Consider the following 16009-nt stretch of genomic DNA (forward strand, 5'->3'; position numbering starts at 1 on the left):
CCGGAAACACCAAAAGCGGCGCCGCCGCTTTTGGAGTCATGACCGAGCACTTTAATTATTGCGGTCGAACCGGCCGCCGGCGCATCGCTGCCGCCAACAGGACATAGCCTACACCCAGGAGCAATCCAGCCAGCGCCGCCATGGCCAGCACCACAGATTTTCTTGGCTTGATCGGGGCGTCAGGCTGTTCTATAGGACCGTCGATGCGAAAAACCGCTACACTCTCAGGGTTGACTTCAACACTCATATAGAATGCATACCGGGCCTGCAGGTCACGCAAACGGGTAATGAACGGATCGTCAGACCTGCGCTGCTCGAGGTTCTGAATCTCCGCCTCCAGCGCCTTGGTACCACGCATGTAGCTCAAGTGCCCATCCATACCCGCAGACACTTCGGTAGACAAATTCCCACTGATAATCGGCGGCTCTTTCAAACCAATTGCACGCGCAACATTCAGCGCCTCGCGCAACTGAATAATAAGGTCCTCGCGCACCTTCTGCCCACCTTCGCGCAAACGATCAATCTGTTGAGCCAGATTCCTCGCGCGAACTTCTGCTTCGCGGGTGACGTTCTTTATCATCTCTTCACGAGCCGAATCACCGGCGCGCATAACGTAAGTCTTGGCCCAGGCGACCACACGCTGTGGATCCTCGCCTTGCACTGTCAACGAATAGCGATCAGGGGAGTCTTTTCCACTGGGTGAAATCACCAACTCACGAGAAAATTTTTCGTAAAGTCGAGTTTGCGAACCCGCACGCTCTGACTCGCTGAGCGATGGCAGATAAAACTCTTCAAAAAAACTACGGCGCAACGATTCCGCTTGAAGATCACGCAAAAAAACCTCGTACACATCCTTGACCGAGTACGGTTTCAGCTCAGCCTCGGCAGTACGACCGTAGTTGAAATCGGCGATACCATTCTGGGTCGGCGGAATGACAAAAACCCGGGCTTCATAAACAGGCTTGGCGATGAACAGATAAATCACAGCTGCCAGGACGGCGAGGAACATGACTGACAAGATAATCAGTTTTTTCGCCCAAAGGCTTCCAAGTAACTCAAGCACGTCCAACTCTGGATCTAACCGATTACTCTCGGAGGTGTTGCGCATTTATAATTCAGTCCTTATCAGGTTTCGCTGCGCTCTTATCGTTGAGCGTTTTTACATCTATAACAGCCACGCCCTTGCCATTGGCAATCGCCAAGCAGGCTACGAAAATCAAACTTTAGCTCGCCCCCGCCCTTCTTTGCCAAGCAATCGGCCGGCCAGCACCAACAAGGGGCCCACAGCCAGACCAACCAGCAATGCGATAAGTACAAATACAGCCAACGGCAGGGAAGGCAGTGTCCAGGCCATGAAATGCAATGACGCCGGCTGCTGATTATCCAGCACAAAAATCAGCACCATCGCTGCTAGCAGCAAAAGAAATACGACCAAAATCAACCGCTTGAAGTTCCGCACGGAGGCTTCCTTTTATCCGATTAGTGTTCTTGGGACTCTTCCTCATTCACCCGATCCCGCAGCTCCTTGCCTGGCTTGAAGTGTGGCACAAACTTGCCATCCAGGCTGACGGACTGACCGGTTTTTGGGTTGCGACCTACGCGGGGGGCACGATAGTGCAGGGAGAAGCTGCCAAAGCCGCGGATTTCGATGCGATCGCCAGTGGCCAGGCACTGGGACATTTGCTCAAGCATGGTCTTGATGGCCAGCTCGACATCCTTGGATGAGAGCAGCCCTTGATGGGTGACAATACGTTCGATCAGCTCCGACTTCGTCATATTTTTCCCTTCTTTATCAAGCAGCTAGATCATTGCTCCGTTGTTTTTAGCATGACCTGAGGGATTTGAACAGGGCGGTTCTTGACTTAATCGGATTTTGAAGAAATACGCCTTGGCGTAATGGATGATAGCTGTTTGCCATTGATTACGCCGAAGCTCACTGGCGTAAGGGTTTCAGCCGCAAGCAAGAATCGCAGGCATAAAAAAGGGCGACCGAAGTCGCCCTTTTTTAACACCAGCAGAACTTAGTTCTGTTTGGCCATTGCCTGACGCAGCAGCGCAGCCATGGTGGTGTCAGCAGCAGCTTCCGGAGCGGATTCTTTCAGGCTCTGGATAGCTTCTTTCTCTTCAGCGTCGTCTTTCGACTTGATCGACAGCTGGATGACGCGCGATTTGCGGTCAACGCTGATGATCTTCGCTTCGATCTCTTCGCCTTCCTTCAGGACGTTACGCGCGTCTTCAACGCGGTCACGGCTGATTTCGGAAGCTTTCAGAGTGGCTTCGATGTCGTCGGCCAGGGTGATGATGGCGCCTTTGGCGTCAACTTCTTTTACAACACCCTTGACGATTGCACCCTTGTCGTTGCTAGCAACGTACTCGGAGAACGGATCGCTTTCCAGTTGCTTGATACCCAGCGAGATGCGCTCGCGCTCTGGGTCAACCGACAGGATGACGGTGTCCAGCTCGTCGCCCTTCTTGAAGCGACGTACGGCTTCTTCGCCGACTTCGTTCCAGGAGATGTCCGACAGGTGAACCAGGCCGTCGATGCCGCCGTCCAGACCAATGAAGATACCGAAATCGGTGATCGACTTGATGGTGCCGGAGATCTTGTCGCCCTTGTTGAACTGGCCAGAGAAGTCTTCCCATGGGTTGGACTTGCACTGTTTGATGCCCAGGGAGATACGACGACGCTCTTCGTCGATGTCCAGAACCATGACTTCCACTTCGTCGCCGACTTGTACGACTTTCGAAGGATGGATGTTCTTGTTGGTCCAGTCCATTTCGGAAACGTGTACCAGGCCTTCCACGCCTTCTTCCAGCTCTGCGAAGCAGCCGTAGTCGGTCAGGTTGGTAACACGCGCCATGACGCGGGTGCTTTCTGGGTAACGAGCCTTGATAGCAACCCATGGGTCTTCACCCAGTTGCTTCAGACCCAGGGATACACGATTGCGCTCGCGATCGTACTTCAGAACCTTGACATCGATCTCGTCGCCAACGTTGACGATTTCCGATGGGTGCTTGATACGTTTCCAAGCCATGTCGGTGATGTGCAGCAGGCCATCAACGCCGCCCAGGTCAACGAATGCGCCGTAGTCGGTGAGGTTCTTGACGATACCTTTGACTTGCTGGCCTTCCTGCAGGGATTCCAGCAGAGCTTCGCGCTCGGCGCTGTTCTCGGCTTCCAGGACGCTGCGACGGGAAACGACAACGTTGTTGCGCTTCTGGTCCAGTTTGATGACCTTGAATTCCAGCTCTTTGCCTTCCAGGTGGGTGGTGTCGCGCACTGGGCGGACATCAACCAGGGAACCAGGCAGGAACGCACGGATACCGTTAACGTCGACAGTGAAGCCGCCTTTAACCTTACCGTTGATAACGCCCTTGACCACTTCTTCGGCGGCGAAAGCTGCTTCCAGAACAATCCAGCACTCGGCGCGCTTGGCTTTTTCACGGGACAGTTTGGTTTCGCCAAAGCCGTCTTCGACCGCGTCCAGCGCAACGTGAACTTCGTCACCGACCTTGATGGTCAGCTCGCCAGCTTCGTTGTAGAACTGCTCGAGCGGGATGACGCCCTCGGACTTCAGGCCAGCGTGTACGGTAACCCAGTCGCCGTCGATGTCGACAACGATACCGGTGATGATCGCACCCGGCTGAAGATTGAGGGTTTTCAGGCTTTCTTCAAAGAGTTCTGCAAAGCTTTCGCTCATTTTAATTCCTGTAGATTAGGGCGGGACATACGCCCATCAGCCACATTCCAGACAATGTGGGTTTCGTTCATATAAAGGAAAGCCGACAGGACGTTGACTGGTGCCCCTGCCTGCTCTCCTGGTCATCAGGCGATATCGCGCAGGGCGATCTCGCTCTTGATGCGTTGCAACACCTGCTCGATGGACAACTCCGTGGAATCCAGCTGGATCGCATCGGCCGCCGGCTTGAGCGGGGCCACTGCGCGCTGGGTGTCGCGCTCATCACGCGCACGAATCTCATCTAGCAGACTCGACAGACTAACATCTTCGCCCTTGCCCTTCAACTGCAAGTAACGACGGCGGGCACGCTCCTCGGCGCTGGCGGTCAGAAAAACCTTCAGCGGCGCATTCGGGAACACCACGGTGCCCATGTCGCGGCCGTCGGCAATCAGCCCCGGCGCTTCCTGGAACGCCCGCTGGCGCTGCAGCAAGGCTTCACGCACCGCCGGCAGCGAGGCGACCATGGAAGCACCGGCACCCACGGTTTCGGTACGGATGACATTGCTGACATCCTCACCTTCGAGAATGATCTGCTGCAGCTTGCCCGGCTCGGCGGCGATGAACTGCACATCCAGATGTGCGGCCAGGGCCTTGAGCAATTCTTCGTTGGTCAGGTCGACACCGTGGTTGTTGGCGTTGAAGGCCAGCAAGCGGTACAGCGCGCCGGAATCCAGCAGCTTCCAGCCCAGCTCGCGGGCCAGCAGGCCGGCGACGGTGCCCTTGCCCGAGCCGCTTGGCCCGTCAATGGTGATGACCGGTGCGTTGGAATTCACGACTTGCCCTCTTCTGCCACACGGATGCCGACTTCGGCGCACAGGGCGAGGAAGTTCGGGAACGAGGTCGCGACGTTGGCACAATCATGGATGCGGATCGGCGCAGTGGCGCGCAACGAGGCCACACTGAAGGCCATGGAGATGCGATGGTCGCCATGACCGTGCACTTCACCGCCGCCGATCACGCCGCCGTCGATGATAATGCCGTCCGGGGTTGGCTCGCACTTTACGCCCAGGGCCAGCAGGCCGTCGGCCATGACCTGGATGCGATCGGATTCCTTGACCCGCAGCTCTTCGGCACCGCGCAGCACGGTACGGCCTTGGGCGCAGGCCGCGGCGACGAACAGCACCGGGAACTCGTCGATGGCCAGCGGTACCAGGTGCTCGGGGATCTCGATACCTTTGAGTTTAGCCCCGCGTACGCGCAGGTCAGCCACCGGCTCACCGCCGACTTCACGCTGGTTTTCCAGGGTGATGTCGCCGCCCATCAGGCGCAGGATATCGATGACGCCGGTACGGGTCGGGTTGATGCCGACGTGCTCGAGCAACAGTTCGGAGCCTTCGGCAATCGATGCAGCCACCAGGAAGAACGCCGCCGAGGAAATATCCGCCGGCACTTCGATATGAGTTGCCGTCAGCTTGCCGCCAGATTCCAGCGAAGCCGTAGGACCCTCAACGTCAACGCTGTAGCCAAAGCCACGGAGCATGCGCTCGGTGTGGTCGCGGGTTGGCGCAGGCTCGGTAACCGTGGTCTTGCCTTGGGCGTACAGGCCGGCCAGCAGCAGGCAGGATTTGACCTGGGCACTGGCCATCGGCAGCGTGTAGGTCAGGGCCTTGAGGGTGTGGCCACCACGGATGGTCATCGGCGGACGACCTTCGGCGGCAGTTTCGATCACCGCGCCCATTTCCCGCAGCGGGTTGGCCACGCGATTCATCGGCCGCTTGGACAGCGAGGCATCGCCGGTCAGCACGGTGTCGAACGGCTGCGCCGCCAGCAGGCCGGAGAGCAGACGCATGGAGGTACCGGAGTTACCCAGGTAGATCGGGCCCGGTGGCGGCTTCAGGCCATTGAGGCCGACACCATGGATAGTCACACGGCCATGGTGCGGGCCTTCAATGACCACACCCATGTCGCGGAAGGCCTGCAAGGTTGCCAGGGCGTCTTCGCCCTCGAGGAAACCTTCCACTTCGGTGGTGCCTTCAGCCAGGGAGCCGAGCATGATCGAGCGATGGGAAATCGATTTGTCACCTGGTACACGAATACGGCCAGTCACGCGGCCACCAGGATTTGCCAGGAAAATCAGGTCGTTGGAGTTCATAGCGTCCACATAGGCCCGGCGGGCCAGGATTTTACTGAAATGCTCGCGGGCAACACGGGCGCGCGTGAAGACGCCCAGCAGTTGATGCCCATCCCCTGCATCGACCGCGTCGCGCAAGGCGTCGAGGTCGCTGCGAAATGTATCCAGCGTGCGCAGGACAGCCTCGCGGTTGGCGAGAAAGATGTCGTGCCACATGACCGGGTCGCTTCCGGCGATTCTCGTGAAATCGCGGAAACCTCCGGCAGCGTAACGGAAGATATCGAGGTTTTCATTGCGCTTGGCCAGGGAATCGACCAGGCCGAAGGCCAGCAGGTGCGGCAAGTGGCTGGTCGCGGCCAGGACTTCGTCGTGACGCTCGACCTGCATGTGCTCGACATCGGCCTCAAGCACACGCCAAAGCTGGTCGACCAGCGCCAGCGCGGCCGGCTCGGTTTCAGCCAGCGGCGTGAGAATGACTTTGTGGCGGCGGAACAGCGAAGCATTGGAAGCCTCCACCCCGCTCTGCTCGGAGCCGGCAATCGGATGCCCGGGTACAAAACGCGGCAATCGCGCACCGAGGGCCTCGCGGGCGGCGCGCACGACATTACCCTTGGCACTGCCGACGTCGGTCAGCACCGCCTGGCCGAGATCCAGTTGAGCCAGGCGCGCGAGGAGCTTTTCCATGGCCAGGATCGGCACGGCCAGCTGAATGACATCAGCGCCGACGCAGGCGGCAGCAAGGTCTTCTTCGCAGCGGTCGACCACGCCCAGCTCCACCGCCAGCTTGCGCGACTGCGGATCGAGGTCGACACCGACCACTTCGCGGCACAGACCGCTTTCACGCAAGCCCTTGGCGAAAGACCCGCCAATCAGGCCCAACCCGACCACCACCAGCCGGCCGATGATCGGCCCAGGCTTGTTTACCACGACTTCAACCACGGAGCTGGACCCTGTTCAAAACTGCATGCACGCCATTCATACCTCAGAGTACCGCTTTCGGGTAGGAACCCAGCACCTTCAGGGCCACGGCTTCCTGACTGATCTGCTCGAGCACGGCCTTGATCAGCGGATCGCGGTGGTGGCCGACGAAATCGATGAAGAATACGTAGGTCCATTTGCCGCTGCGCGACGGACGGGTCTCGATACGAGTGAGGTCAATACCATTCTCGTGGAACGGCACCAACAGCTCGTGCAAGGCACCCGGCTTGTTGCTCATGGAGACGATGATCGAGGTCTTGTCGTCGCCGGTCGGCGGCACTTCCTGGTTACCAATCATCAGAAAGCGCGTGGAGTTGTCCGGCCGGTCTTCGATCTTCTCGGCCAGGCGCGTAAGGCCGTACAGGCCAGCCGCCATGTCGCCGGCAATGGCCGCCGAGTTCCACTCGCCCTTGACCCGCTTGGCCGCTTCGGCGTTGCTCGACACCGCCACGCGCTCGACATTCGGGTAATGGGCATCCAGCCACTTGCGGCACTGGGCCAGCGACTGGGCGTGGGAGTAGATGCGGCTGATGCTGTCGGTCTTGGTGTTCTCACCCACCAGCAGATGGTGGTGAATACGCAGCTCGACTTCACCGCAGATCACCATGTCGTGCTCGAGGAAGCTGTCGAGGGTGTGATTGACCGCACCCTCGGTGGAGTTTTCCACCGGCACCACGCCGAAGTTGACGGCGCCGGCCGCCACTTCGCGGAACACTTCGTCGATGGCTGCCATCGGCTTGCTGATCACCGCATGGCCGAAATGCTTCATCGCCGCGGCCTGGGTGAAGGTACCTTCAGGGCCGAGGTAGGCGACCTTCAGCGGTTGCTCCAGGGCCAGGCACGAAGACATGATTTCGCGGAACAACCGCGCCATCTCTTCGTTGCCCAGTGGCCCCTGGTTGCGCTGCATGACGCGCTTGAGCACCTGCGCCTCGCGCTCGGGACGGTAGAACACCGGCGTCTCGCCTTCGGCCAGGGTCGCGGTTTTGACCCGCGCCACTTCCTGCGCGCAGCGAGCACGGTCACTGATCAGCTCGAGGATCTTCTCGTCGAGGCTATCAATGCGCACCCGCAGCGCCTTGAGTTCCTGCTCCGACATCAGCCGTGCTCCTTCTCGAATTCAGCCATGTAGCCAACCAGCGCTTCGACCGCGTCCAGGCCCAGGGCGTTGTAGATCGAGGCACGCATGCCGCCGACCGAACGGTGACCCTTGAGGTTGAGCAGGCCACGGGCGTCGGCACCGGCGAGGAAAGCCTTGTCCAGGCGCTCGTCGGCCAGGCGGAACGGCACGTTCATCCACGAACGGGCGTTGACGCTGATCGGGTTGGTGTAGAAGTCGCTGTTGTCGATGAAGCCGTACAGGCGGTCTTTCTTGGCCCGGTTGCGCTGCTCCATGGCCTCGACGCCGCCCTGCTCTTTCAGCCACTCGAAGACCAGCCCCGACAGGTACCAGGAATAGGTTGCCGGGGTGTTGTACATCGAGCCGTTGTCGGCCGCGACCTTATAGTCGAGCATGGTCGGGCAACTGCTGCGGGCGCGGCCGAGCAGGTCTTCACGGACAATCACCACCACCAGGCCGCTCGGGCCGATGTTCTTCTGGGCGCCAGCGTAGATCAGGCCGAAGTTGGAGACGTCGATCGGACGCGAGAGAATGTCCGAGGACATGTCGACCACCAGCGGCACGTCACCGGTCTGCGGCACCCAGTCGAACTCCAGACCACCGATGGTCTCGTTCGAGGCGTAGTGCACGTAGGCGGCGTTGTTGCTCAGGTTCCATTCGTTCTGACCGGGGATGGCCAGGTAGTCGTAGGCCTTGGCACTGGCAGCAACGTTGATGTTGCCGTAGCGGCGGGCTTCTTCGATGGCTTTTTTCGACCAGATACCGGTTTCGATATAGTCGGCGGTGCCGTCTTCAGGCAGCAGGTTGAGCGGAATCTCGGCGAACTGCTGGCTCGCACCGCCCTGCAGGAACAGCACCTTGTAATTGGAAGGAATGGACATCAGGTCGCGCAGATCCTGCTCGGCCTTCTCGGCAATGGCCACGTAGTCGTCGCTACGGTGACTCATCTCCATCACCGACAGGCCTTTGCCACGCCAGTTCAGCATTTCAGCCTGGGCGCGCTGCAGTACAGCGTCAGGGAGCGCAGCAGGGCCTGCGCAGAAGTTAAAGGCTCGTTTGCTCACATCCACTCTCGCTCTGCTCTTGATGTCCGCAGGAGCCGGTCGGGCAGCGAGCCGTGCCCGACTGCCGCGACCTCCCCCACCAGGATTGCGCTACTAATAGGTTATTCCGGCTGTGCCTCTTCGTCGGCAACGGCATCGGCCTGTGGAGCCGCATCGGCATCCACTTCGGTGCCATCCACGTCGGCGTCGAAGTCCTCGTCACCTTCCTCTTCGGATGGCTCCTGGACCCGCTCCAGACCCACAAGGGTCTCGTCGCTGGCCAGTTTGATGAGGGTCACACCCTGGGTATTACGGCCCAGGCTGGAGACTTCACCGACACGGGTACGGACCAGGGTGCCCTGGTCGGAAATCAGCATGATTTCTTCGCCGTCGAGCACCTGCACAGCCCCGACCAGACGGCCGTTACGCTCGTTGCTGACCATGGCGATTACGCCCTGACCGCCACGCTTGTACTCCGGGAACTCGCTAATGGCAGTACGTTTGCCGTAGCCGCGCTCGGAGGCAGTGAGGATCTGGCTGCCTTCTTCCGGGATGATCATCGAGATCAGCTTCTGCCCTTCTGCCAGACGCATGCCGCGTACACCGCGGGCAGTACGGCCCATGGCGCGAACGTCGGATTCCTTGAAGCGGGTCACCTTGCCGGCGTCGGAGAACAGCATGACCTCACGCTCGCCATCGGTGATGGCCGCGGAAATCAGTACGTCGCCTTCGTCCAGCTCCAGGGCGATCAGGCCGACACTGCGCTGGCGGCTGAAGGATTCCAGCGGGGTCTTCTTCACGGTGCCGTTGGCGGTGGCCATGAAGATGAAGTGACCTTCGGTGTATTCCTCGACCGGCAGCATGGTCGAAATGTACTCGCCCTCGTCCAGCGGCAGCAGGTTGACCAGCGGCCGACCGCGCGCGGCACGGGAGGCTTCGGGGATTTCATAGGTCTTGAGCCAGTACACCTTGCCCTTGCTGGAGAACAGCAGCAGGGTGGTGTGGCTGTTGGCGACCAGCAGGTGCGAGATGTAGTCCTCGTCCTTGACGCCGGTAGCCGACTTGCCTTTACCACCGCGACGCTGGGCCTGGTAAGCGGCCAGTGGCTGGGTCTTGGCGTAGCCGCCATGGGAGATGGTCACGACCCGGTCTTCTTCCGGAATCATGTCACCCAGGGTCAGGTCCAGACGCGCATCGAGGATCTCGGTACGGCGCACGTCGCCGTACTCGGCGCGGATCAGCTCCAGCTCTTCACGGATCACTTCCATCAGGCGCTCGGCGCTGTTGAGGATGCGGATCAGCTCGCCGATCTGGTTGAGGATCTCCTGGTACTCGGCCAGCAGCTTCTCGTGCTCAAGGCCTGTCAGGCGGTGCAGGCGCAGGTCGAGAATGGCCTGGGCCTGTTCCGGCGACAGGAAGTACTTGCCATCGCGCAGACCGAACTGCGGATCAAGGTTCTCCGGACGGCAGGAGTCGGCGCCGGCGCGCTCGACCATGACCTGCACGGCACTGGACTCCCACGGCGTGCTGATCAGCGCTTCCTTGGCCTCGGAAGGCGTTGGCGAAGCCTTGATCAGGGCGATCACCGGATCGATGTTGGACAGGGCAACCGCCTGGCCTTCAAGGATGTGCCCGCGCTCACGCGCCTTGCGCAGTTCGAACACGGTACGGCGGGTAACCACTTCGCGGCGGTGGCGAACGAAGGCCTCGAGCAGCTCCTTGAGGTTCAGCACCCGTGGACGGCCGTCGATCAGCGCTACCACGTTGATGCCGAAGACGCTCTGCAGCTGGGTCTGGGCGTAGAGATTGTTGAGGATCACCTCAGGCACTTCGCCACGACGCAGCTCGATGACGATACGCATACCGTCCTTGTCGGACTCGTCGCGCAGCTCGGTAATACCTTCGAGCTTCTTCTCCTTGACCAGCTCGGCGATCTTCTCGATCAGACGCGCCTTGTTCAGCTGGTACGGCAGCTCGGTGACGACGATCTGCTGGCGGCCACCGACCTTGTCGATGTCTTCGACCATCGAGCGGGCGCGCATGTAGATACGGCCACGGCCGGTGCGATAGGCCTCGATGATGCCCTGGCGACCGTTGATGATCGCCGCGGTCGGGAAGTCCGGGCCGGGGATGAACTGCATCAGTTCGTCGACAGTAATGTCGGCGTTGTCGATCAGCGCCAGGCAACCGTCAATGACTTCACCGAGGTTGTGTGGCGGAATGTTGGTCGCCATGCCCACGGCGATCCCGCTGGAACCGTTGACCAGCAGGTTGGGGATCTTGGTCGGCATGACCGCCGGGATCTGCTCGGTACCGTCGTAGTTGGGTACCCAGTCGACCGTCTCTTTATGCAGGTCGGCCAGCAGCTCGTGGGCCAGCTTGGTCATGCGCACTTCGGTGTATCGCATGGCGGCGGCATTGTCGCCGTCGACCGAACCGAAGTTACCCTGGCCGTCGACCAGCAGGTAACGCAGCGAGAACGGCTGGGCCATACGTACGATGGTGTCGTAAACGGCGGTATCACCATGCGGGTGGTACTTACCGATCACGTCACCGACCACACGGGCGGATTTCTTGTACGGTTTGTTCCAGTCGTTACCCAGTTCGCTCATCGCATACAGAACGCGGCGATGCACGGGCTTCAAGCCATCACGCGCATCGGGCAGTGCACGCCCGACAATGACGCTCATCGCGTAGTCGAGGTAGGACTGTCTCAGCTCGTCTTCGATATTGACCGGGAGGATTTCTTTGGCCAGTTCGCCCATGAGAAGCCTGATTCCTTTTTCTGGTGAAACCTCGTCACATCCATATGGGACGAACGAAGCTCGCCGCTGCAAAGTGACTCCTTGCAACGACTTACGACAAATCAACGAGTTATGCCATGGATCTGCGCAGTAAAGACAGCCCCGCAGGGCGGCCTTGGAAACCGTCGGATGTTACCACAATCGCCCAGAGGGTGGGAGTAGCCTGCGGCACTACTACCCTACTGCTCGTCGATAACGCCCGTTAGCCGCTACAACAGGCCGCAGACGACGGCAAAGACTCAATGCAAACGCTTGCGACACATCAGTTGCGCCATCTTCACCGTGTCCGGGCGCTCGACGATGCCTTTCTCGGTGATGATCACGTCGATCAGGTCGGCCGGAGTTACATCAAAGACCGGATTGAACGCCTCGAAGTCGGCGCCTAGCGACTCGCCGCCGAGCTCCAGCAACTCGCTGGGGCTGCGCTCTTCAAGGAGGATGTCGTCGCCACTTTCAAGGTTCATGTCGATGCTCGAGCTCGGCGCCACGACCATGAAGCGCACGCCGTGGTGCATGGCATTGACCGCCAACTGGTAGGTGCCGATCTTGCTCGCCACATCGCCATTGGCAGTAATGCGCTCGGCGCCGACGATCACCCAGGTGATGCCCTTGGTTTTCATCAGGTGGGCAGCCGCCGAGTCGGCAGTGATGGTAGCCGGGATACCCTCGCCGGCCAGCTCCCAGGCGCTCAGGCGCGAGCCCTGCAGCCACGGGCGGGTTTCATCGACATAGACGCGCTCGATCATGCCTTCCAGGTAAGCGCCGCGCACCACCCCGAGGGCGGTACCGAAGCCGCCGGTGGCCAGGGCCCCGGTGTTGCCATGGGTGAGAATGGCCTGTTCGTTGCCCTGGTGCTTGCGGATCAGGTCGACGCCCAGCTGGGCCATGGTCAGGTTGGCTTCACGGTCGCTTTCATGAATGGCCACGGCCTCAGCCGCCATGATGGCCTGCACGTCATCGCCATCCTTGAGCCGCAGCAGGCGCTCACGCATGCGGTTCAGGGCCCAGAACAGGTTGGCGGCGGTCGGCCGCGCGTGCACCAGCAGCTCGAAATCCTCTTCCAGGGCCATTTCCCAGTCACCGCCGGCGGCCAGGCGCTGGGCAATCGCCATGGCCAGGCCGTAGGCGGCGCTGATGCCAATGGCCGGGGCGCCGCGCACCACCATTGTGCGGATAGCCTCGGCCACTGCGGCGGCGTCCTTGCAGGCCAGCCAGACCTGCGCCGACGGCAACGCGCGCTGGTCGAGCAGATAGAGGGTGCCATCCCGCCAATCGATGGCTTTCACCTTCTCTGCTGCCATTAGTCGATCGCGCATGCCTCACCCCATCATTCGGACATCAAAAGCGGACGATTATAGCGAGCCCCAGGCGCGGACGCTCGGGTATACTTCGCCCTCACCTTCTATCGCCCAGGGAAACCTGACATGCCCAAACCCGCTTTGCCGCTCGACCTGCTGCTCCTGCCTGCCTGGCTGGTGCCGGTCGAGCCTGCCGGGGTGGTTTTGCAGGACCATGCCCTGGGCGTGCGCGACGGGCAGATCGTGTTCATCGGCCCGCGCAGCCAGGCCCAGGCGTTCATCGCGGCGCAAACCCGCGAGCTGCCGGGCTGCCTGCTCAGCCCGGGACTGGTCAACGCCCACGGCCATGCGGCGATGACCCTGTTTCGCGGCCTGGCCGACGACCTGCCGTTGATGACCTGGCTGCAGGAGCAGATCTGGCCGGCCGAAGAGCGCTGGGTCGACGAAGATTTCGTCCGCGACGGCACCGACCTTGCCATCGCCGAGCAGGTAAAAGGCGGCATCACCTGCTTCAGCGACATGTACTTCTACCCCAAGGTAGCCAGCGAGCGCGTGCACCACAGCGGCATCCGCGCGCAAATCGCCGTGCCCCTTATGGATTTCCCGATCCCTGGTGCGCGCAGCACCGAAGAAGCCCTCCAGCTGGGCATCGAGCTGTTCGGCGACCTGCGCCACCACCCGCGCATCACCGTGGCCCTGGGCCCGCACGCGCCGTACACGGTCAGCGACGCCAACCTGGAAAAGATTCGCGTCATCGCCGAAGAGCTCGACGCGCCGATCCACATGCATATCCATGAAACCGCCCTGGAGGTCGAGCAATCGCTGCACACCCGCGGCGAGCGCCCGCTGGCCCGGCTGGCTCGCCTGGGCCTGCTCGGGCCGCGCCTGCAGGCGGTTCACATGACCCAGGTCAGCGACGAGGATCTGGCCCTGCTGGTAGAAAGCAACACCAGTGTGGTGCACTGCCCGGAGTCCAACCTCAAGCTGGCCAGCGGTTTCTGCCCGGTCGAGCGCTTGTGGCAGGCCGGCGTCAACGTCGCCGTCGGTACCGACGGGGTGGCCAGCAACAATGACCTCGACCTGCTCGGCGAAACCCGTACCGCGGCGCTGCTGGCCAAGGCCGTGGCCGGCTCGGCCAGCGCCCTGGATGCCCACCGGGCGTTGCGCATGGCCACCCTCAACGGCGCCCGGGCACTGGGCCTGGAGGCGATCACCGGTTCGCTGGAAGTGGGCAAGGCCGCCGACCTGGTCGCGTTCGACCTTTCCGGCCTGGCCCAGCAACCGCTGTATGACCCGGTGTCGCAATTGATCTACACCAGCGGCCGGGACTGCGTGAAGCATGTCTGGGTCGCCGGCAAGCCACTGCTTGACGACCGGCGCCTGACCCGCCTGGACGAACAGGCCCTGCACGCCACCGCCTGTGCCTGGGGCCAGCGGATCGGCGCGCGCAACGAATAAGCGTCCGGCAGCCAGTGCTGGCGGGCAAAAGCAAATTATCCAAGTTTCAGAGGACTGTTCCATGAGCAACGTCGACCACGCCGAAATCGCCAAGTTTGAAGCCCTGGCCCACCGCTGGTGGGACCGCGAAAGCGAGTTCAAGCCACTGCACGACATCAACCCGCTGCGGGTCAACTGGATCGACGAGCGGGTCAAGCTGGCCGGCAAAAAGGTCCTCGACATCGGCTGTGGCGGCGGCATCCTCAGCGAAGCCATGGCCCTGCGCGGCGCCACCGTGACCGGTATCGACATGGGTGAGGCGCCGCTGGCCGTGGCCCAGCTGCATCAGCTCGAGTCCGGGGTCAACGTCGAGTACCGGCAGATCACTGCCGAGGCCCTTGCCGAAGAGATGCCCGAGCAGTTCGACGTGGTCACCTGCCTTGAAATGCTCGAGCACGTGCCAGACCCTTCCTCAGTGATTCGCGCGTGCTTCCGTATGGTCAAGCCCGGTGGCCAGGTGTTCCTCTCGACCATCAACCGCAACCCCAAGGCCTACCTGTTCGCCATCATCGGCGCCGAATACATCATGAAGCTGCTGCCGCGCGGCACCCATGACTTCAAGAAATTCATCCGCCCGTCCGAGCTCGGCGCCTGGAGCCGCGACGCCGGCCTGACCGTCAAGGACATCACCGGCCTGACCTACAACCCGCTGACCAAGCATTACAAGCTGGCCAACGACGTTGACGTCAACTACATGATCCAGACCCTGCGCGAGGAATAAGCATGCGTTTGCGAGCGGTACTTTTCGACATGGACGGCACCCTGCTCGACACGGCGCCGGACTTCATCGCCATCTGCCAGGCCATGGTCGCCGAGCGCGGCCTGCCGGCAATCGAAGACCAGAAAATTCGCGACGTGGTCTCGGGCGGTGCCAAGGCCATGGTCTCGGTGACCTTCAACCTCGACCCTGAGGACGAAGGCTTCGAGGCCTTGCGCCTGGAATTCCTCGAGCGTTACCAGCAAGGTTGCGCGGTGCACAGCAAGCTCTACGACGGCATGGCCGAACTGCTGGCCGACATCGAGAAAGGCAAGCTGATCTGGGGCGTGGTCACCAACAAGCCGGTGCGCTTCGCCGAGCCAATCATGCAGCGACTGGGTCTGAGCGAGCGTTCGGCGCTGTTGATCTGCCCGGACCACGTGAAGAACAGCAAGCCAGACCCCGAGCCGCTGATCCTCGCCTGCAAGACCCTCAACCTGGACCCGGCCAGCGTGCTGTTCGTCGGCGACGACCTGCGCGACATCGAGTCGGGCCGCGATGCCGGCACCCGTACTGCTGCGGTGCGCTACGGCTATATTCATCCAGATGACAACCCCAACAACTGGGGTGCGGATGTGGTGGTCGACCATCCGCTGGAGCTGCGCAAGGTGCTCGACAACGCGCTTTGCGGCTGCTGATTTCAGACACGCATCGCGGGGCAAGCCCGCTCCCACAGCCCCGCGATGAAGTCACACCCATTT

13 protein-coding genes are annotated in these 16009 nt (G+C 61.2%); 3 read left to right on the plus strand and 10 right to left on the minus strand.

The window, feature by feature from the left end; translation table 11 throughout:
* Positions 1–55: 55 nt before the first annotated feature.
* The 10 genes from LOY54_RS20185 to mtnA form a co-directional block, all read right to left on the minus strand.
* On the minus strand, positions 56–1108 hold the full coding sequence (locus tag LOY54_RS20185; RefSeq protein WP_258607701.1) for an LPS O-antigen chain length determinant protein WzzB: 1053 nt from the start codon (positions 1106–1108) through the stop codon (positions 56–58).
* A gap of 108 nt (positions 1109–1216) precedes the next feature.
* Positions 1217–1459: a lipopolysaccharide assembly protein LapA domain-containing protein gene (locus tag LOY54_RS20190; RefSeq protein WP_045195379.1), complete on the minus strand. Its 243-nt coding sequence runs from the start codon at positions 1457–1459 to the stop codon at positions 1217–1219.
* A gap of 20 nt (positions 1460–1479) precedes the next feature.
* Complete coding sequence (gene ihfB / locus LOY54_RS20195; protein WP_045195381.1) at positions 1480–1776, minus strand: integration host factor subunit beta; 297 nt, start codon at positions 1774–1776, stop codon at positions 1480–1482.
* 245 nt (positions 1777–2021) lie between these two features.
* Positions 2022–3701 carry a 30S ribosomal protein S1 gene (rpsA, locus tag LOY54_RS20200; RefSeq protein WP_045195383.1) on the minus strand — a complete coding sequence of 560 codons (1680 nt, stop codon included), beginning with the start codon at positions 3699–3701 and terminating at the stop codon, positions 2022–2024.
* A 125-nt stretch (positions 3702–3826) separates the two neighbouring features.
* Complete coding sequence (gene cmk / locus LOY54_RS20205) at positions 3827–4513, minus strand: (d)CMP kinase (RefSeq protein WP_093380420.1); 687 nt, start codon at positions 4511–4513, stop codon at positions 3827–3829.
* A complete protein-coding gene (locus LOY54_RS20210; protein ID WP_258607702.1) occupies positions 4510–6750 on the minus strand; it encodes a bifunctional prephenate dehydrogenase/3-phosphoshikimate 1-carboxyvinyltransferase in 2241 nt (746 codons plus the stop codon). Before LOY54_RS20210 ends, cmk begins: the two co-directional genes overlap by 4 nt.
* Before the next feature lie 43 nt (positions 6751–6793).
* Entirely contained in the window at positions 6794–7888 is a 1095-nt protein-coding gene (pheA, locus tag LOY54_RS20215) for a prephenate dehydratase (protein ID WP_093380418.1), read from the minus strand.
* Positions 7888–8973: a 3-phosphoserine/phosphohydroxythreonine transaminase gene (serC, locus tag LOY54_RS20220; RefSeq protein ID WP_045195761.1), complete on the minus strand. Its 1086-nt coding sequence runs from the start codon at positions 8971–8973 to the stop codon at positions 7888–7890. Before serC ends, pheA begins: the two co-directional genes overlap by 1 nt.
* Positions 8974–9074: 101 nt before the next feature.
* Positions 9075–11717 (minus strand): DNA gyrase subunit A, encoded by a 2643-nt coding sequence (gene gyrA / locus LOY54_RS20225; protein WP_093380415.1) that lies wholly within the window; start codon positions 11715–11717, stop codon positions 9075–9077.
* Between the two features lie 278 nt (positions 11718–11995).
* Positions 11996–13072: an S-methyl-5-thioribose-1-phosphate isomerase gene (mtnA, locus tag LOY54_RS20230; protein ID WP_093380413.1), complete on the minus strand. Its 1077-nt coding sequence runs from the start codon at positions 13070–13072 to the stop codon at positions 11996–11998.
* A 108-nt stretch (positions 13073–13180) separates the two neighbouring features.
* On the opposite strand from mtnA, the gene LOY54_RS20235 reads away from it, so the two are divergent.
* The 3 genes from LOY54_RS20235 (at position 13181) to mupP (ending at position 15946) form a co-directional block, all read left to right on the plus strand.
* Positions 13181–14512, plus strand: a complete 1332-nt coding sequence (locus tag LOY54_RS20235; protein WP_258607703.1) for a TRZ/ATZ family hydrolase — start codon at positions 13181–13183, stop codon at positions 14510–14512.
* Between the two features lie 61 nt (positions 14513–14573).
* Positions 14574–15272, plus strand: a complete 699-nt coding sequence (gene ubiG / locus LOY54_RS20240) for a bifunctional 2-polyprenyl-6-hydroxyphenol methylase/3-demethylubiquinol 3-O-methyltransferase UbiG (RefSeq protein WP_045195398.1) — start codon at positions 14574–14576, stop codon at positions 15270–15272.
* Between the two features lie 2 nt (positions 15273–15274).
* The gene (gene mupP, locus LOY54_RS20245) at positions 15275–15946 is read left to right on the plus strand and encodes an N-acetylmuramic acid 6-phosphate phosphatase MupP (protein ID WP_258607704.1); all 672 of its coding nucleotides are present in this window, start codon (positions 15275–15277) and stop codon (positions 15944–15946) included.
* Positions 15947–16009: the final 63 nt, after the last annotated feature.

The sequence above is a fragment of the Pseudomonas sp. B21-032 genome (genome assembly GCF_024748965.1).
Taxonomy (GTDB): Bacteria; Pseudomonadota; Gammaproteobacteria; order Pseudomonadales; family Pseudomonadaceae; genus Aquipseudomonas.